General features: G+C 66.6%; 14 protein-coding genes. 7 read left to right on the top strand and 7 right to left on the bottom strand.

The genetic code is table 11. The annotated features are described in order from the left end of the window. Positions 1–12 precede the first annotated feature (12 nt). The gene (locus tag BZF59_RS10245; RefSeq protein ID WP_086608147.1) at positions 13–1,620 is read right to left on the bottom strand and encodes a lysine--tRNA ligase; all 1,608 of its coding nucleotides are present in this window, start codon (positions 1,618–1,620) and stop codon (positions 13–15) included. A 110-nt stretch (positions 1,621–1,730) separates the two neighbouring features. Here BZF59_RS10245 and BZF59_RS10240 point away from each other — a divergent pair, with 110 nt between their 5' ends. The 3 genes from BZF59_RS10240 (at position 1,731) to BZF59_RS10230 (ending at position 6,273) form a co-directional block, all read left to right on the top strand. After that, a complete protein-coding gene (locus BZF59_RS10240; protein ID WP_086608146.1) occupies positions 1,731–2,912 on the top strand; it encodes a GGDEF domain-containing protein in 1,182 nt (393 codons plus the stop codon). A 74-nt stretch (positions 2,913–2,986) separates the two neighbouring features. Further along, a complete protein-coding gene (locus BZF59_RS10235) occupies positions 2,987–5,737 on the top strand; it encodes an ATP-dependent DNA helicase (protein WP_086608426.1) in 2,751 nt (916 codons plus the stop codon). Further along, the gene (locus tag BZF59_RS10230) at positions 5,734–6,273 is read left to right on the top strand and encodes a SixA phosphatase family protein (protein ID WP_086608145.1); all 540 of its coding nucleotides are present in this window, start codon (positions 5,734–5,736) and stop codon (positions 6,271–6,273) included. The genes BZF59_RS10235 and BZF59_RS10230 overlap by 4 nt, the downstream gene beginning before the upstream one ends. A 9-nt stretch (positions 6,274–6,282) precedes the next feature. Here BZF59_RS10230 and BZF59_RS10225 read toward each other — a convergent pair whose 3' ends face one another. From BZF59_RS10225 to soxR, 3 genes are all read right to left on the bottom strand, one after another. Beyond that, positions 6,283–9,882, bottom strand: coding sequence for an ABC transporter permease/M1 family aminopeptidase (locus BZF59_RS10225; RefSeq protein ID WP_086608144.1), 3,600 nt, complete (start codon positions 9,880–9,882; stop codon positions 6,283–6,285). 15 nt (positions 9,883–9,897) lie between these two features. After that, positions 9,898–10,794 carry an ABC transporter ATP-binding protein gene (locus tag BZF59_RS10220; RefSeq protein ID WP_086608143.1) on the bottom strand — a complete coding sequence of 299 codons (897 nt, stop codon included), beginning with the start codon at positions 10,792–10,794 and terminating at the stop codon, positions 9,898–9,900. A gap of 146 nt (positions 10,795–10,940) precedes the next feature. Further along, complete coding sequence (gene soxR / locus BZF59_RS10215; RefSeq protein ID WP_086608142.1) at positions 10,941–11,396, bottom strand: redox-sensitive transcriptional activator SoxR; 456 nt, start codon at positions 11,394–11,396, stop codon at positions 10,941–10,943. Between the two features lie 120 nt (positions 11,397–11,516). Between soxR and BZF59_RS10210 the strand changes: the two genes are divergently transcribed. Next, complete coding sequence (locus tag BZF59_RS10210) at positions 11,517–11,888, top strand: VOC family protein (RefSeq protein WP_086608141.1); 372 nt, start codon at positions 11,517–11,519, stop codon at positions 11,886–11,888. Here the strand turns inward: BZF59_RS10210 and BZF59_RS10205 are convergent. Both BZF59_RS10205 and ubiA read right to left on the bottom strand, forming a co-directional pair. Further along, entirely contained in the window at positions 11,885–12,514 is a 630-nt protein-coding gene (locus tag BZF59_RS10205; protein ID WP_086608140.1) for an SOS response-associated peptidase, read from the bottom strand. The two genes, BZF59_RS10210 and BZF59_RS10205, sit on opposite strands and share 4 nt — an antisense overlap. A 5-nt stretch (positions 12,515–12,519) precedes the next feature. Continuing rightward, positions 12,520–13,428: a 4-hydroxybenzoate octaprenyltransferase gene (gene ubiA / locus BZF59_RS10200; RefSeq protein WP_086608139.1), complete on the bottom strand. Its 909-nt coding sequence runs from the start codon at positions 13,426–13,428 to the stop codon at positions 12,520–12,522. Between the two features lie 39 nt (positions 13,429–13,467). Between ubiA and BZF59_RS10195 the strand changes: the two genes are divergently transcribed. From BZF59_RS10195 to BZF59_RS10185, 3 genes are all read left to right on the top strand, one after another. Beyond that, positions 13,468–14,292: a 16S rRNA (uracil(1498)-N(3))-methyltransferase gene (locus BZF59_RS10195; RefSeq protein ID WP_086608138.1), complete on the top strand. Its 825-nt coding sequence runs from the start codon at positions 13,468–13,470 to the stop codon at positions 14,290–14,292. A 118-nt stretch (positions 14,293–14,410) separates the two neighbouring features. Then, positions 14,411–15,781 (top strand): glutamate--cysteine ligase, encoded by a 1,371-nt coding sequence (locus BZF59_RS10190; RefSeq protein WP_086608137.1) that lies wholly within the window; start codon positions 14,411–14,413, stop codon positions 15,779–15,781. Between the two features lie 10 nt (positions 15,782–15,791). Further along, the gene (locus BZF59_RS10185; RefSeq protein ID WP_086608136.1) at positions 15,792–16,091 is read left to right on the top strand and encodes a putative quinol monooxygenase; all 300 of its coding nucleotides are present in this window, start codon (positions 15,792–15,794) and stop codon (positions 16,089–16,091) included. A gap of 7 nt (positions 16,092–16,098) precedes the next feature. On the opposite strand, the gene BZF59_RS10180 is transcribed toward BZF59_RS10185, so the two are convergent. Then, positions 16,099–17,502, bottom strand: coding sequence for a methyltransferase family protein (locus BZF59_RS10180; RefSeq protein WP_086608135.1), 1,404 nt, complete (start codon positions 17,500–17,502; stop codon positions 16,099–16,101). Between the last annotated feature and the right edge of the window lie 8 nt (positions 17,503–17,510).

Below are 17,510 nucleotides of genomic sequence, written 5' to 3'. Positions count from 1 at the left end.
TGCCTCCTTTGGTCAGGCCTTGGCCAGTGCCTTGGCGATCAGCTGGCGCGTCGGCGCGATGCCGTAAAGCGCGATGAAGCTGCCCATGCGCGGACCCTGCTCGCTCCCCAGCAGCGTTTCGTAGAGCGCCTTGAACCAGTCGCGCAGGGACTCGAAGCCGAACTCCTCGATCTTGCCAATTTCGTAGACGATGGTCTGCAAGTCCTCGGCGCTGGTCGCAGGATCGGCCGCCTCGAGCGCCGCGTCGAGCGCCTGCAAGGCCCCCACCTCGCCGCCAGCAGGCGCGCGCTTCGCCAGTGTCGGTGCAACGAAATCGCGGTTAAAGGCCAGCGCCTTGTCCACCAGCGCATCGAGCGCCGGGTGCGCCGCCGGATCGGCGTCCTCGACATAATTGCCGAGGTACGACCACACCGCCTCACGCGTCGCGCCCGCGCCGAGCACGCCCACGAGGTTCAGCAGCAGGCTAAAGGGCACCGGCAGCGCCTCGCCCTGCCCGGGCGCATCCACGCCCTCGTGGCGCTGGTTGGCGCGCAGTAGGTGCCACACCGGATTGCCGAGCCGCTTGTCGATTTCCTGCCCGGGGATCGCGGCGCGGAACTGCCAGTAATCGTCGACCGCCTTGGGGATCACCCCGGCGTGCAACTGCTTGGCGCTCTTGGGATTGGCGAAGATGTAGTGGCCGAGGCTCTCGGGACTGCCATATTGCAGCCATTCCTCGATCGAGAGGCCATTTCCCTTGGACTTGGAGATCTTCTCTCCTCGCGCGTCGAGGAACAGCTCGTAGATCAGCCCCTCGGGCTTGTGACCGCCGAGCACGCGGGCGATCTTGCCCGACTGGATTCCAGAGTCGGTCAAATCCTTGCCATACATCTCGTAATCGACGCCCAGCGCCACCCAGCGCATCGCCCAGTCGACCTTCCACTGGCACTTTGCCATGCCGCCCAAGGCTGACTGTTCGACCACGCTGCCGTCCTCGTCGGTGAAGCGGATGACCCCGGCGGCGGCATCCACCACCTCTACCGGCACCTGCAACACCGCGCCGGTTGTCGGGCTAACCGGCATGACGGGCGAATAGGTCTTGCGGCGCTCTTCGCCCAGCGTGGGCAGCATGATGTCGAGGATCGCCTGAAAATTCGTCAGCACGCCCCGCAGCGCATCGTCGAAGCGGCCCGAATTATAGCAATCCGAGGAGCTGACGAATTCATATTCAAAGCCGAACCGGTCGAGGAAGTCGCGCAGCATCGCGTTGTTGTGCGCGGCGAAGCTTTCGAACTTCTCGAACGGATCGGGGATGCGCGACAGCGGCTTGCCGAGATTGGCGTCCAGCAGCGCCTTGTTCGGCACGTTGTCCGGCACCTTGCGCAGGCCGTCCATGTCGTCGCTGAAGGCCACCAGCCGGGTCGGCTGCCCGGTCAGCGTCTCGTAGGCACGGCGCACCAGCGTGGTGCGCAGCACTTCCTGAAAGGTGCCGATATGCGGCAGGCCCGAGGGGCCATAGCCGGTCTCGAACAGCACCCCGCCCGGCTTGCCCTGCGGCAGCCGCTTGGCAAGGCGCTGCGCCTCCTGAAACGGCCAGGCCTTGGATTGCATCGCGGCGTCGATCAGAGCGGTGTCAGTCATCGCCGAGGCTTTTATGGCCTGTGCCCAATGTTGCAAGCGCGAAGCGCGCAGCCTGCGAGCGCGGCGCGGCTTAGCGCATTCTCAACTCTCTTGGCTTACGGCGGTGAACCATGTCAGCGGGCACCACCTTCTTTATCCTGATCCCGGCGATGTATGCGATCTTTTCGCTGTCACTGGGACTGATCGCGCTGGCCGATCGGCGGCTGCCGGCCGCGCGCTGGGCCTCGCTCGGATTCCTGATCGCCTGCATCTCGATCAGCGTCGATGGCTACCGCGACCACAGCCAGATCGACTGGTGGCCATGGCTGTCGATCACGACCCATTACTTCGCTCTGCTGGCGATGATTCAGGCCTTCCTGTCGCGCCATCGCAAGCGGGCGGGCGCGGCGGCCCTCGCGATTTCCATGGTGGGCAGCCTGCTGGTCATGCCCTATGTGCCCTGGTCGCCCGAATACTGGTTCCGCGCCGTCGCGGTGCAGGCGATCGGCGCTGCGATCATCCTCTCGGCGCTACCGGTGATGTGGTCGTTCCGCAGAGCCTCGACGATCGACCGGATCGCCTTCTTCATCACCGCAAGCGCGTGCTTTGCCTATGCGGCGCGGGCCGTGGTCGCGCTGATTAACCCGGTCGGACAAACGACGCAGGCTTTGCGCGAGTTCTATTCGGGTCTCGCGCTCGTCTTCCACATGACCAGCGCGGTGACCGGCATGCTGGTGGGGATCGTGCTGATGATGTCGATCGGCTACGACATGCTGCGCAGCCGGATTGAGGAGACGGAGATCGATCCGCTGACCAAGCTCGGTAACCGGCGGCGCCTCGACCGGTTGATTGCCGACGACGAGGAAGCGGGCGGCGCGCAGATCGGCGCGGTAATCGTGATCGACCTCGACCACTTCAAGAAGATCAACGACCTGTTCGGCCACGATTCAGGCGACGTGGTGCTCCAGCGGGTGAGCGCGCGGCTGGCAGCGCTGCTCGGCGCGTTCGGCGAGGTGTGCCGCACGGGCGGGGAGGAATTCGTCGCGCTGGTCGGGCACGACTATGCGCCCGGCACATCGGCGCTGGCGCTGGCGGTGCGCGAGGCGGTATCCGCCATCACCTTCGACGGGCCGCTGGCCGAAACGCGCGTGACGGCCAGCGTAGGCTTCCACCGTCGCGCACCGGGGGTCGAGGTAAAGGCGGCGATCCACCGCGCAGATCAGGCCGTCTATTGCGCCAAGGCCGATGGCCGCGACCGTGTCGTCGCGGCGATCTGCGAGGGCGATTTGCAGGTATTGAAGGCCGTCGCCTGATCCGCGCCAGCGGTTCCGCATAAGCGCCCTCAGAGTCGTTTACTTATCGCGAGGTCTCGCCCATCGTGGCCGGTGTGAGCCTCCCCGATCCCCTCCCTCTGACAGCGCTCCACGCCAGCCATGGCGGGCACTGGCTGTGTGCCGCCGACGGCCGCACCACCGCGGTGTCGAAGGGCGATGCGATCATGGCCGCTGCCGACACCCCGGTGCTGCTGATCAACGCCCCGCTGGTGGCGAGCCGGCTGGGCTATCCCGATCTGTCGGGGCTCGATCTGCTCGAGGCTTTCGCCTTTGTCCACCCGGCGCGGTTCTGCGTGCCCACCCCGCGCGGGCTGGCCGAGGCGCTGGGGCTTCCGGTCCCTGCAAACGACGCGGCAGTGCCTGCGCTGCTCCAGCAGGCGGCGGGTGCGCTGGCGGCGGTGTGCCGCGATCCCGCTTGGCCCGAGCGCGAAGGCGCGTGGAGCGCGCTGCAATCGCTCGAACGGCTGCGCTGGCCCTGGGCACAGGTGCTCAAGGCCCACATCGCCAAGCCTGAGCGGGCCGAACGCTGGTTGTTCGCCAAGCTGCCCGAATGGGAGGAGGCCGGCGAGCGCGCTGCCCCACGGCAAGTCGAACTGGGGGCCGAGGCGGTGCAGGCGCAACTCGCGCGCCTTACCGGCGAGGGTGCAGAAAGCCGCGAGGGCCAGCGCGCCTATGCCGCCGACGTGTCGCGCATCTTCGGGCCGCGCTCCTCCCCCGGCCGGCCACATCTGGCGCTGGCGCAGGCGGGGACGGGCATCGGCAAGACGCTGGGCTATCTCGCCCCGGCCTCGGTCTGGGCAGGCCTGAGCGGCGGCACGGTGTGGGTCTCGACCTTTACCAAGAACCTGCAACGCCAGCTGCGCGCCGAGAGCCGCCGGGCATGGCCCGCCAAGCGCGGCGACGGCTCCCCGCCGGTGGTGGTGCGCAAGGGCCGCGAGAATTACCTCTGCCTGCTCAATCTTGAGGACGCTCTGCAAGGTGGCTTTGCCGGACGGCCCGCGGTGTTGGCGCAGCTGGTGGCGCGCTGGGGGGCCTATACGCGCGATGGCGACATGATCGGCGGCGACCTGCCCGGCTGGCTCGGCACGCTGTTCAGGAAGCGCGGGATCGCGGCACTGACCGACCAGCGCGGCGAATGCATCTATGCCGGGTGCCCCCACTACCGCAAATGCTTCATCGAGCGCGCCGCGAGGGATTCCGCACAAGCCGATCTGGTGATCGCCAACCACGCGCTTGTGATGGTCAATGCAGCCCGCGCCCGCGATCCCAACCAGCGCCCGACGCGGCTGATCTTCGACGAAGGCCACCACGTCTTCGATGCCGCTGATTCGACCTTCGCCGCCACGCTCTCCGGGCAGGAGACGATCGAACTCAGGCGCTGGATAATGGGCCCCGAACGCGAAGCGCGCGGACGCAGGCGGGGCCTTGCTGCAAGGCTCGCAGACCTTGCCAGCTATGACGATGCCGGCGCGGAAGCCATCGCCGCCGCCTGCAAGGCGGGGCAATTGCTACCCTCCGACGGCTGGCTCCAGCGCCTTGCCGAGAACAGCCCCTTCGGCCCCATCGAAGCCCTGCTCGCCGCGGTGCGCACCGCCACCTACGCCCGCGACGAGAGCGGCGGGCAGGAGGCGGGCTACGGGATCGAGACCGAGGCGGCGGGCCTTCCCGGAGAGGTGATCGAAGCCGCCAGCGCCGCAGCCGAGGCGCTCGCCAGTATCCGTGTGCCGCTGATCCGACTGGGCGGGCGGCTGGAGGCGATCCTCGCCGAACCGCCCGACTGGCTCGACGCACAGGGCCGCGCGCGGATCGAAGGTGCACGCTTCGCGCTGGCGTGGCGGATCGATCTGATCGCCGCGTGGGAAGCCCTGCTCGACCGGCTGGGCGGCCCCGCCGATCCCGAATTCGTCGACTGGCTCGCGGTCGACCGCTCCGACGCGCGCGAATTCGACATCGCGATCCATCGCCGCTGGCTCGACCCGATGAAGCCCTTCGCCCGCGTCGTGCTTGAACCCGCACACGGCGTGCTGCTGACCAGCGCGACCCTGACCGACCGCACCACCGATGCCGACGCGCCTGACGAGAAATGGGCCAGCGCGATTGCCCGCTCCGGCGCGGCCCATGTCGAGGTCGCGCCGCTGCTCTCCGCCGCCGAAAGCCCCTTCGACTACGCTGCCCGCGCCGAGGTGCTGATCGTCACCGACATCGCCAAGGGCGATCTGCCCGCGCTCGCCGGGGCCTATGCGCGGATCATCGAGGCGTCGGGCGGCGGGGTGCTCGGCCTGTTCACTGCGATCCGGCGGCTGCGCGCGGTGCATGGCCGCATCGCCGACCGGCTCGCGCGCGCCGGACTCCCGGTCTATGCCCAGCATGTCGACCCGATCGACACGGGGACTCTGGTGGACATCTTCCGCGACGATCCGCGCGCCAGCCTGATCGGCACCGACGCGTTGCGCGACGGGGTCGACGTTCCCGGCCATTCCCTGCGCTGCGTGGTGCTGGAGCAGGTGCCCTGGCCGCGGCCGGATATCCTCCACAAGGCGCGGCGGCTGGCAGGCGGCGGCTCTGCCTATGACGACCGCATCATCCGCGCCCGGCTGGCGCAGGCCTTCGGACGGCTGATCCGTTCAAAGGACGATGCGGGGCACTTCATCGTGCTCTCCCCCGCCTTCCCCACCCGTCTGCTCAGCGCCTTCCCCAAAGGCACCCCGGTGCTGCGCCTGACGCTCGATGAGGCTTTACAACGCCTCGCCGCTGGTGTTGTGCAGCAGCCGAGCGAGCACGCGGGAGGAGCCTTGCAACGATGAAGATTCTGGGCCTCCTGCGCCACGCCAAGTCGGACTGGGACGACACCAGCCAGCGCGATTTCGACCGCGGGCTGAACGCCCGTGGGCGCAAGGGCGCGGCCAAGATCGGCCAGCACATCCGCGACCATGGGGTGAAGTGGGACAAGGTGATCGCCAGCCCCGCGGTGCGGGTCAAGCTAACGCTTGAGAGCGCCCTGCCCGATGTCAGACCGATCTATGACGAGCGGCTCTACCTCGCCAGCTTCGACACCATCGTCGAGACGATCGAAGCCCATGCCGGCAGCGGAGATGACGAAGCGAAAACGATCCTGATCTCGGGCCACAATCCGGGCCTGCAGGACGTGCTGCTCGAACTGGTCGCGCCGGGCAAGGAGAACGCGCTGTTCAAGGAAGCGGTCGTGAAATTCCCGACCGCCGCCTATGCCGTGCTCGAATGCGACATCGCCCATTGGAGCGAGCTGAAGCGCTATTGCGCCGAGCTTGTCCACTTCGCGCGGCCCCGCGATCTCGACCCGGAACTGGGGCCGGAGAGCTAGGGCACCCGCTCAAGTCACCGGCACGACATTATCGTCCGAATCCCGGTCGATGTAGAAGTTGTAGGGATCGACCCCGGCAAAGGTCGGGCGCGCGCCCTTGGTCACCACCTCGATCACCTGCTTGCCGCCGCGCACGGGAAAGCGCTTCATCGACAGCACCTTGGCGCGGTCGAACACGCCGCTGCCGGGCCTTTCGGTGAAAACGCCGACTTCGATGTTCTCGGCGAGCTTCGCGGGGGTCTCGTTGCCCTTGGCGTCAGCAGTGAACTTGCCCGCTTCGATCGTGATGCGGGTGCGGTAGGTCAGATCGGGCAGCTGCGTGGTGACCGCTTCCTTGGCCTTGAGATCGTAGATCGTGATTGTTTCGAACAGGTCGGTGATCAGCGCCTGATCCTCCGGCGTTCTGGCTTCCTTGCGCAGCTCGGCAATCAGGTCGAGGCTGCGGGGATAGGGCGCCGGCTTGAACTTGTAGCGCGCGATCAGCCGCGCCAGCGCGCGGTTCACGGCGTCCTCGCCCAGCCGGTGCTGGAGCAGATACATCGCGATCCCGCCCTTGTTGTAATGGATGTGCTGCTGGTCCTCGACCCGCATCAGCGGCTGTTCGCCCACCACATCGCCCTTGCGCCCGGCCAGATAGCGGTCGAGCTCGAACTTGAGGAAACGGCGGATCTTGTCCTCGCCATAGAGCTCTTTCATCACCATCAGCGCGGAATATTCGGCGAGCGTTTCCGACAGCATGGTCGAGCCCTGCATGTCCCCGCCCACGATCTGGTGCGCCCAGTATTGGTGGCCCACCTCATGCGCGGTGACGAAGGTGACATAGTCGATCACCTCGGGATCGCGCACGTCGGCGGCAAAGCCGATGCTTTCGGAATAGGGCATCGTGCCCGCGAAAGCCTGCGCGAAGCTCGAATAGCCGGGGAACTCGATGATCCGCGCATAGCCGAACTGGTAGGGGCCGAAAGCGCGCTCGTAATAGCCGAGGCTGGTCTTCATCGCCTTGAGCATTGCCGGCACGTTCCAGGTGTGGCGGGGGTCGTGATAGACGCTCAGAAGAACGTCGCCCGCCTGCTCCTCGGCCACGGCATAGCGCGCCGACTGCACCGAGAAGAAGTTGAGGATCGGCGCCGGGCTCTGGAACACCGCCACCCGGCGGTCGCCCTTGACTTCGTCGGACAGCTTGTTGCCCGGCGCGATCGGCACCTGATCGGCGCTGGTCGAGATCGTGATGCGCGAATTGACCCAGTCTGCACCGATATAGTTGCGGCCCTGTGCGGCGGTATCTTCAAGCCGGGGCATCCGCAGCTCGTCAGGCAGGCCCTGACGGCGGCGCGCGGTGCGATCCTGCAACATCCCGCGGCGGTCGATCCCGATCAGCGGCGCGAAGGTGAAATTGTTCACGAAAGTGCCGTTGTCGACGATATCGGTCGCCGCCCCGCGATTGGCAAAGCCGCGCCGCCAGATCTGCGAGGCGAAATCGAGCCGCGTCGTCGCTCCGGGTGCGAGCGGCGTGTCGAAGCGGTAGATGCGGTAAGCGTGGCGTGTGTCATGGCTGGCAAGGCTTGCGCCGCCGATCGCAAGCTTTTCGAACACCGCCTCGTCGTCGCCCTGCCGTATGTGCACTTCGCGGATCGGCGCGCCGCTGTCGTTGCGCAGGTCGTAATGGCCGGTGACGGTCATGCGGCGGTCTTCGGGGTAGATCGCGACATCGAAAGCAACGTCGGTCACCACCGGGCGCGGCAGGTTTTCGTATTTCAGATACTTGCGCTCGTATTGCGCCGCGCGGACCTCGGCCTCGTCGGAGGTTTCGTAGGAGTTGAGCACCTTGATGTTCTGATGAATCACCACGCCGGTGCCGACCATGCCCGCCAGCGCCGCCGCCGCGATCCCGCCCGAGACCGGGGTGATCCGCCGCGCCATGCCTTTGAGGCGGGGCAGAACGGCGACCACCGTGCCCTTGGGCCAGGCCCAATGCGCCAGCACCAGCAAGAGCACGCCGAAGCTCGCCCAATAGGCCCGCGCGATCGCGCCGCCCTTCCAGAATTCGCCCGTGCCGTTCATGTCGCTCAACGGCTCGGCGGGCGTGCCCCCGAAGCTGTAGAGCATGTTGGTGTAGCCAAGGTTCGACAGGAAGATGCGCGTCAGGAACCACACCAGAAACAGGCCCCAGCCGACATATTTGTTGGGGCTCAGGACCTGGAAGAACACCGCCAGCACCGCGACCAGCAGCAGGTCGATGCTCTGCGGCACGACGAAGGCGGTAAGGTAGAGGCCGACATCGATGCTCGGCGCGCCCTTGATCAGTTGGTAGGCGATCCCCGTCACCATTCCGGCGAGCGACATGGTGATCAGCACCAGAAAGATCGCGAGAATCTTGGGCACGAACATCGCCCAGGCCGGGACGGGCGTGGCATCGACGATCTCGCCGATCTTCACGTCGCGCTCGCGCCACACCAGCTCACCGCCATAGAAGACCGCGACGATCAGGCTCGGTAGGAACATGTTGATGAGCACCGAGGTGATCACATTGGCGGTGAGCGGATAGGACGGCGTGCCGAAGATCGTCTGCGCAAAGGCGAGGTTGAGCGCGATAAAGGCCAGCGCCAGCAGCAACAGCACGATGAGGCCGGGGCTCTTGAGCACCAGCATCATCTCGGTCCTGAGGCGCGCCATGAAGCTCGCCCAGGCATGGCCAAAGCCGAAGCTGCGGGAGACGGGTGCGGCAAGCGTGCGCGGTTGCACCGTCTCAGCCTTGGCAGCACGCGCGGCCTGCTTGGCCAGCCGCCGCTGCCGCCAGCGCGAGGGCGCGCGGTCGGTCATGCTGAAGCGCGCCCATGCAAGGCCGAGGAAGACCGCCGACAGCCCCAGAATGAAAAGGCGGTTGAACAGCAGATTGCCTTCAAGCGGTATCAGCCGCGAGTTCATCTCTGCCGCCGTCCAATAGCGCGAGACCTCGCCGATCGCGCCCATGCCGAGCGGCTCGTAACGGGCGACGGCGTCCTGATTGGCCGGGTCGGCCCCGACGATGACGCTGATGACGAGATAACCCATCACCAGCACCAGCACGCCGAGATAGCTCGCCAGCATCGACCGGGTGATGGTCGCGAGGCTGAACAGCAGCGCCGAGGACAGGATGATATTGGGCACCGCAATAACGAGGAACGGCCAGGCATAGGCGGCAAAGCCTCCCGGCCCCAGCGTCTCGGGATCGACCCACGGCATCGCCGCGCCCAGCGCAATCCCGAGCGGCACGGCGGCATAGCCGATCAACGCGATCACCAGTCCGCCAAGAAAGCGTCCGGCGAGGAATTGCGTGCGTCCCACCGGCGTTGCGCGGATCATCGGGCCGAACCCGGTCACATCGTCACGCACCACGGCGTTGGCGACGAAGGAGGTGATGACGAAGAGATAGAACAGCGCCAGAATCCCCAGCGCGAAGGTGACGGCAAAGGGCGAATTCTCGTGCACCGATCCCGGCGTGCCGATGCTGAGATCTTCGCTGGCGCTGATCCCGAAACCGATCAGGAAGAAGATCATCACCGAAACCCAGAACACCGGGTTCTTCAGCTGATAGCGGATTTCGAAGCCGGCAAGGCTGGCGGTCAGCATGAGCGGTGCCCTCCCTTACGCGGCTTGCGCGGCGGGAGCGGTGGCGCGGCGGGTTTCGGCCAGCGTGGCGAAATAGACATCCTCCAGCCCGCCGCTGACCGGGGCGAAGCCTTCGGGCTGTGTCTCGCTGAGCACGTGCACGACGATATCGCCCGCAAAGAAGCGGTGCGAGATGACCTCGTATTGCGCCTGCATCTCTGCGAGCTGCGTGTGCGGCACGGTGCGTTGCCATACGCGCCCCTTGGTCGAGGCGATCAGTTCGAGCGGCGCGCCCTCCAGCCGCACCTTGCCGCCCGCCAACACCGCCATGCGCGGGCACAGGTCGGCAACATCGTCGACGATATGGGTCGAGAGGATCACGACCACGTTCTCGCCGATCCCGGCCAGCAGATTGAGGAAACGGTTGCGCTCTTCCGGGTCGAGCCCGGCGGTGGGTTCATCGACGATGATCAGATGCGGATCGCCGATCAGCGCCTGCGCAATGCCGAAGCGCTGACGCATCCCGCCCGAAAAGCCCGCGATGGCCTTGCTTCGCACCGCCCAGAGGTTGGTCTGGTTGAGCAGATGCTCGACCATCGCCTTGCGCTCTGCGCCGTTGTTCACGCCCTTCAGCACCGCCATGTGATCGAGCATCTGATAGGCCGAAACACGCGGATAGACGCCGAAATCCTGCGGCAGATAGCCCAACGTGCGGCGCAGCCGGTCGGGCTCGGCCAGAACGTCGATATCGCCGAAGCGGATCGCGCCGTGAGTCGGCGCCTGCAAGGTCGCGATGGTGCGCATCAGCGTCGATTTGCCCGCGCCGTTCGGCCCCAGCAGGCCGAACATACCCTTGGGGATCGACAGGCTCACATCGTCGAGCGCATGAGTGCCGTTGGGATAGGTGTGGCTGACGCTGGCGAGTTCGAGCATGTCTGTGACCCCCTTGCTGCAATCGCTTGCAATAGATGGCCAATCTAGCGCCATGCGCGGCGAGATAAAGCCGCATTGGTGGGCCAATACCCGCATTTGATCGAGCCTGCGCGTCGTTGGTCGATGCGGGCCTGCGGTTGGCCCCTTCACGCCAGCAGCTTGCGGGCGCCCGGCCCCTCCTCGCCCAGCGCATCCTGCGGGTTCCAGATCGCACAGTGGCTCAGGCTGAGACACCCGCAGCCGATGCAGCCGTCGAGCCGGTCGCGGGTGCGCACAAGATCGGCAATTTGCGCATCGAGCCGCGCGCGGATCGCGGCGCTGATCGCCTCCCAGTCGCGCGCGGTGGGCGTGCGCCCGTGCGGCAGACTGGCGAGTGCGCTGGCAATCTCGGCGAGCGACAGGCCGAGCCGCTGGGCAATCAGGATGAAGCTCAGCCGTCGGATGTCGGAGCGCAGGAAGCGCCGCTGGTTGCCGCCGGTGCGCAGCGGTTCGACCAGCCCCTGCTCCTCGTAGAAGCGGATCGCCGAGACACTTAGCCCGGTGCGGCGCGCGACTTCACCGATGGTGATGAGGTCCGTGGGTTTAAGTCGGGCGACGGGCATGGGGCACCTTCGGCGATAAAGCTTGACCTCAAGTTAGGTTGAGATCGCAAGCTGTGCAAGCTCACCGATTCGCACCCGCCCCGCGGCTCGCGCGTCGCCGACTTAACGAAAGGACACAGCATGGCCACCGGCTTTCTCGAACACGTCAACATCACTGTCTCCGAGATCGACCGCACTGCCGCTCTGCTGGAGCAATTGATGGGCTGGCACATACGCTGGCGCGGCCCCTCGCAAATGGGCGGTGAGACGATCCACGTGGGCAGCGCGCGCGATTACATCGCGGTCTATACCCGGGGCGCGCCGGTGGAGCGCTTTGCCAAGGGGATGCCGCTCAATCATGTCGGGCTGGTGGTCGAGGACCTTATCGCTGCGGAGACGGTGGTGACGGAGGCGGGCCTCGTCCCCTTCAATCACGCCGACTACGAACCGGGGCGGCGGTTCTACTTCTTCGACTGGGACGGGATCGAGTTCGAAGTGGTCAGCTACAGCTAAAGCAGCCCCGGCTGGCTCCCCGTTCCCTTGGCCCACAGCTGGTCAGTGTGGTCGATGACGAGCGGCCCTTCCCACCCCCGGCACAGATCGAGCGCGTCCTCGGCCGGGGCGGCCAGCCAGCGCGCGTGATCCTCGGGCGCGAGCAGCACCGGCATCCGTTCATGGACGCTCGCCGCCTCGGTGCCCTCGCTCGCGGTCATGACCATGGAATAGCAATCGCCCCATTCCTCGGACGGCCGCCAGACGCCCGCCACCGCAAACAATGGCGCGCCGGGCAGGGACAACCACGTGCGCGTCATCCGCCCTCTGGCCCCCTGCGCCTCGGCCCAGGCGCTGAGCGGGATCAGACAGCGGCGCTTGTGAAAGGCATGACGCCAGAACCCGGTCTGGAGCTTGTCGGAGCGCGCATTGTTGACCGGCTTGGGCTTCAACGGCTGGCCCTGTTTGCCCTTGAGCACCAGCGGGAAGCCCCATGTCATGGGCCTGACGGCCCCTTCCGCCACCACCAAGCCGGTATAGCCGGGATAGACCTCCTCGGCGAAATTGGCGCCCTGCGCGCGCTCCACTTCATCGAACCACGCTGCGACCTCGATGGCGTTCTGGGTCATGCGGTAGAGGTTGCACACCGCCCCTAGACCCCCGCGTTCCCGACCACGTAGCACGCCGCCGCCATCAGCGCCCCGGCCCAGCGGTTGGCGCGGAAGCGATCAAGCGGATTGGCGGGGTCATCCGCATTCAGCGTCGCCACCTGCCACAGCAGATGGCAGGCCACCGGCAGCAGCGCGAGCAGCGCGATCCAGTCCGCGCGGTAGAGCCAGAAGGCGGCGCCCCACAGGATGACAGCGGCAACATAGAAACCCGCTATCCCGCCCTGCACCCGCGCGCCCATCGCCAGCGCCGAGGAGCGGATACCGACCATCGCGTCATCCTCGCGGTCCTGGAGCGCATAGATCGTGTCGTAACCGATCACCCAGCAGATCGCGCCAGCATAGAGGCAGGCGAGCACCTCCCAATTGTCCCACCTGAGCTCAGTCCAGCCGACCAGCAGCCCCCAAGTGAACACCATCCCCAGCCACGCCTGCGGCCACCAGGTGATGCGCTTCATGAAGGGATAGGCGGCGACCAGTGCGAGACTGCTGAGAGCGACCACTTGCGCTTCGAGCCGCAGTTGCAGCAGCACCACCAGCCCGACGAGGCACAGCGCAATGAGCCACGCCCATGCGACTTTCTTCGACACCCGCCCGCTCGCCACCGGACGCAAGGCAGTGCGTGCCACCTGCCGGTCGAGATCGGCATCGACGATGTCGTTGTAGACGCACCCCGCCCCGCGCATCGCGATGCTCCCGAGCAGCAGCCAGCCGAGCAGCGCAAATTGCGCGCCCGCCCCCGCCAGCCACACCCCGAAGACGCAGGGCCAGAACAGCAGCCACCACCCGATCGGCCGGTCGAAGCGGGCGAGCATGGCAAGATCGCGCGGAAGCTGCGGCAGGCGGGCGACCATGCCGCGATGTTCAGAGTCAGGGACGATCTGTTCGTTCATCGCTTGCGCTCTAGCGTGCCGCGCGCCTAGGGCCAAGCCATGCCCGCCACTCCTGCCTGGCCCCCGAAAAGCGCACCGCGCCTGTTCGTCACGGGCGAACTGCGCGCCGGTGCGGATGTGCGGATCGAGGGCAATCCGGCCCATTACCTCGCCCGCGTGATGCGCGTGGGCGCGGGAGACATCGTGATCCTGTGCGACGACATCACCGGCGAATGGGCCGCGCGCGTCAGTGAGGTCGGCAAGCGCGACGTGGTGCTGGAAGTCGCCGAGATGCTCCGCCCGCGCGAAGCGGTGCCCGATCTGTGGCTGTGCCCCGCGCTGCTCAAGAAAGACCGCTTCGACCTGATCCTCGAAAAGGCGACCGAGCTGGGCGTGGCCCGCATCCAGCCGATCCTCACCCGCCGCTGTGTCGCCGACAAGCTCAACTTTGAGCGCGCCCGCACAATCACCACCGAGGCCGCCGAGCAATGCGCCCGCACCGCGCTGCCGCAGCTGGCCGAGCCGGTGAAGCTTGACGCGCTGCTCGCCAGCTGGCCCGAAGAACGCGTGCTGTTCTTCGCCGACGAGAACGGGGGTGAGCCTGCTGCTGCGGCTTTCGCAGCGCTCTGCGAGTCCCCGCGAAGGCGGGGACCTCATGCTGAGGGGCGCGAACCGGACGGAGGCCCCCGCCTGCGCGGGGGCGCGCCAGACATCAAAGCCGCGATCCTCACCGGCCCGGAAGGCGGCTTCGACGAGGCCGAGCGCGCCGCAATCCGCGCCCATCCGCAAGCCCGCCCGATCACCCTCGGCCCGCGCATCCTGCGGGGCGAGACCGCCGCGATCGCCGCGCTTTCGGTGTGGATGGCCACCGCCGGAGACTGGTAGACGCGCGTCGCCAAGGCGGATTTTGCAAGACAAACCGGCTTGGCCCGCGCAAAGGCGAATTTGCCTTCCCAGCGGCAAACCCGTTTTCTAAAGCAACCGGCCAGAGAGGGCCTTGTCGATGAGCACACGCGAAGTCACCACCGCCGAAGATCCGGTCATCGAGAGCCTCGACCAGCTGACCCTGCCGATGATCGGCGGCGAGAAGCCGCCCGAAAAGTGGCGCATCGGCACCGAGCACGAAAAGCTCGTCTACAAGCGCTCCGATCACCGTGCGCCGTCCTATGACGAGCCCTGCGGCATCCGCGACCTGTTGAAAGGCCTCGAAAAATTCGACTGGAGCCCGGTCGAGGAAGGCGGAAACGTCATCGCCCTGAAGGGCGAGGACGGGGCAATCAGCCTCGAACCGGCAGGCCAGCTGGAGCTGTCGGGCGCGCCGCTCGAAAACCTGCACCAGACCTGCGCGGAGACGGGTCGCCACCTCGCGCAGGTCAAGGAAGTGGGCGAGAAATGCGGGGTCGGCTATCTCGGCCTCGGCATGTGGCCCGACAAGACCCGCGCCGAACTGCCGATCATGCCCAAGGGCCGCTACGATATCATGCTGCGGCACATGCCACGCGTCGGCTCTATGGGCCTCGACATGATGCTGCGCACCTGCACGATCCAGGTGAACCTCGACTATTCTTCAGAAGCCGACATGGTGAAGAAGTTCCGCACCAGCCTCGCGCTGCAACCGCTGGCGACCGCGCTGTTCGCCAATTCTCCCTTCACCGAGGGCAAGCCCAATGGATTCCTGAGTTACCGCTCGCACATCTGGTCGGACACCGATCCGCACCGCACCGGAATGCTGCCCTTCGTGTTCGAGGAGGGCTTCGGCTATCAGCGCTGGGCCGAATACATGCTCGACGTGCCGATGTATTTCGTCTTCCGCGAGGGCAAATATATCGATGCGGCGGGGCTCAGTTTCCGAGACTTCCTCGACGGCAAGCTTTCGGTCCTCCCCGGCGAGCGCCCGACGCAGAGCGATTGGTGGGATCACCTCTCCACTGCTTTCCCCGAGGTGCGCCTGAAAAGCTTCCTCGAAATGCGCGGCGCGGATGGCGGCCCGTGGAACCGCATCTGCGCGCTGCCCGCCTTCTGGGTCGGGCTGCTCTACGATCAAGGCGCGCTCGATGCGGCGTGGGATCTGGTCAAGGGCTGGTCGATGGAGGAGCGCGAACGGCTGCGCAACGAAGTCCCGCGCCTTGCGCTCGCCACCCGCTCGCCCGATTGCGGCAACTTGCAGGATCTGGGGCGCGAGGTGCTCAAGATCGCGCATTCCGGCCTCAAGGCGCGCGCGCGGCTCAACGGCAGCGGCGATAACGAGACCGGCTATCTCGAAGCGCTCGACGAGATCGTGGCAACCGGCAAGGTGCCCGCCCAGCGCCTGCTCGACGCTTACCACGGCGAATGGAACGGCGACATCAGCCGCGTATACGAACAGTCGTTCTGACGAGGCCGGGGTGATCCTGATCGTCGGCACCATTCGCATTCCGCCGGGCACGCTCGACAAAATCAGGCCCGTGATGTCGGAGATGATCGAGGCATCGCGGCGTGAGGATGGCTGCCTTCATTATGCCTATGCGCTCGACGTTCTGGACGCCGGGCTCATCCATGTGATCGAGAAATGGCGCGACCGGGCAGCGCTCGATGCGCATTTCGCGGCGCCGCATCTGGCTGAGTGGCGGCAGCAATTCGCCCGCTTCGGCATTACCGATCGCAACCTGCAGCTCTACACCGCCGACGCGGGCGAGCCGACCTGACGCGCCCCTATTCAGCCGGAAAGGGATGCGTCTCTTCGGGGCTACGCACGCCGCCTCCGACAATCGCCCGCTTCAACCGCACCAGCGGCGCGGTGATGAGCCCGTGGCTCTCCATCCATGCGTGATATTCGCGGTACTTCGCATCTTCGGCGAGCAGATGCGCCTCCTCGGTGCGCGCGCGCCAGTAGTAGATGGCGTTGACCGCGAGCAGGAAGATGCTGTTGCGCACCCCCTCGATCACCGATCCGCCGGTGACGAGGAAGGGCAGCACGCTCGCCCACCAGAACAGATTCTTCGACAGATAGGCAGGGTGGCGGGTGAAGCGATAGGGGCCGTGGGTCAGCACCCCGCGATAGGTAAGGTTCGAAAAGCGGATGCCGAACACCACCGTCGCCCAGGCATAGACGCCGGTTAGCACCACCAGCACTCCGCCCCAGGCCCATAGCAACGCCGTGTTTCCGGCAAACCAGTGCGCCCAGCCCGGCGTTCCGGCCTCGTAGCTCAGGATCTGCTGATCCGGCCCGATGATGCCCCACACGAAGGGCGGATAGCACATCAGCGCCGCCAGCCATCCGGCAAGGAAGGGATTGCCCGACCGGATATGCGAATCCAGCGGGCGCAGGGTGAGCAGATAGCCCACCGTGCCGATCTGCACGTCGATCACGAACAGCAGCGTCACCAGTAGCGTGATGAATTCGACCGGATTGGCCAGCAGCGCCGCCGGATCGGCCTCGACGATCTGCGCGAAACCGGGCGGCAGGATCGAGATCATGAAGGCGCCGAAAAAGCCCTTGATGATCCACGCGCGCCAGTGCTTGGCCAGCCCCGCGCGGTCCCATTGCTCGCGGCCGATCACCCCGCCGCCCAGCACGAAGGCGCCGAACTGGAAGGCCCCGTCGCGCGGCTCCACCAGATAGCGGTCGAGCCAGATGACATAGGGCACCGAGAGCACCACCAGCGGCAGGATGGCGATGCTCAACACCTCCATCGCGAAGACGTAATTGCCGCTCCAGTACCACCGAGCCAACGCATAGAAGGTCGCCAGCAGCGCCCAGGTCGCCCACAGCCCGACCAGCTTGACCACCGCCACCGGCATGACATCGGGCAAGGGACGCCTGAGGCTCCAGTCGATGCCCGTGGAGGGGCGCAGGTGGACCTTGTCGACCAGCACCGACCACAGCGCCATCGGCACGGCGGTGAACAGCATCGCGGCGAGCGCCGCCAGCGGCCCGGAGAGCACGCCGCGTGCCCCCGACAGCTCTCCGCCGAGACTGAGCATTGCAGCAATTTCAGGATAGGCGCGGCAGAAGGCGATCCAGCCGAACAGGCCCACCAGCCCGATCAGGCCGACGCCGGTCGACACGTCGCTGCGCGGGGGCGCAGTTGGAGAGGGGGACGGATGCGGATTCATGGCCGCAT

This window comes from Erythrobacter donghaensis, assembly GCF_002155425.1.
In the GTDB taxonomy this organism is placed as follows: Bacteria; Pseudomonadota; Alphaproteobacteria; order Sphingomonadales; family Sphingomonadaceae; genus Erythrobacter; species Erythrobacter donghaensis.
The sequence above is the reverse complement of the archived record's forward strand: the minus strand, read 5'-3'. Positions and strand labels throughout refer to the sequence as shown.

Coding starts and splice junctions, on each gene's coding strand:
- BZF59_RS10245 (WP_086608147.1), bottom strand. CDS start 1,620: ATGACTGACACCGCTCTGATCGACGCCGCGATGCAATCCAAGGCCTGG.
- BZF59_RS10240 (WP_086608146.1), top strand. CDS start 1,731: ATGTCAGCGGGCACCACCTTCTTTATCCTGATCCCGGCGATGTATGCG.
- BZF59_RS10230 (WP_086608145.1), top strand. CDS start 5,734: ATGAAGATTCTGGGCCTCCTGCGCCACGCCAAGTCGGACTGGGACGAC.
- BZF59_RS10225 (WP_086608144.1), bottom strand. CDS start 9,882: ATGCTGACCGCCAGCCTTGCCGGCTTCGAAATCCGCTATCAGCTGAAG.
- BZF59_RS10220 (WP_086608143.1), bottom strand. CDS start 10,794: ATGCTCGAACTCGCCAGCGTCAGCCACACCTATCCCAACGGCACTCAT.
- soxR (WP_086608142.1), bottom strand. CDS start 11,396: ATGCCCGTCGCCCGACTTAAACCCACGGACCTCATCACCATCGGTGAA.
- BZF59_RS10210 (WP_086608141.1), top strand. CDS start 11,517: ATGGCCACCGGCTTTCTCGAACACGTCAACATCACTGTCTCCGAGATC.
- ubiA (WP_086608139.1), bottom strand. CDS start 13,428: ATGAACGAACAGATCGTCCCTGACTCTGAACATCGCGGCATGGTCGCC.
- BZF59_RS10195 (WP_086608138.1), top strand. CDS start 13,468: ATGCCCGCCACTCCTGCCTGGCCCCCGAAAAGCGCACCGCGCCTGTTC.
- BZF59_RS10190 (WP_086608137.1), top strand. CDS start 14,411: ATGAGCACACGCGAAGTCACCACCGCCGAAGATCCGGTCATCGAGAGC.
- BZF59_RS10180 (WP_086608135.1), bottom strand. CDS start 17,502: ATGAATCCGCATCCGTCCCCCTCTCCAACTGCGCCCCCGCGCAGCGAC.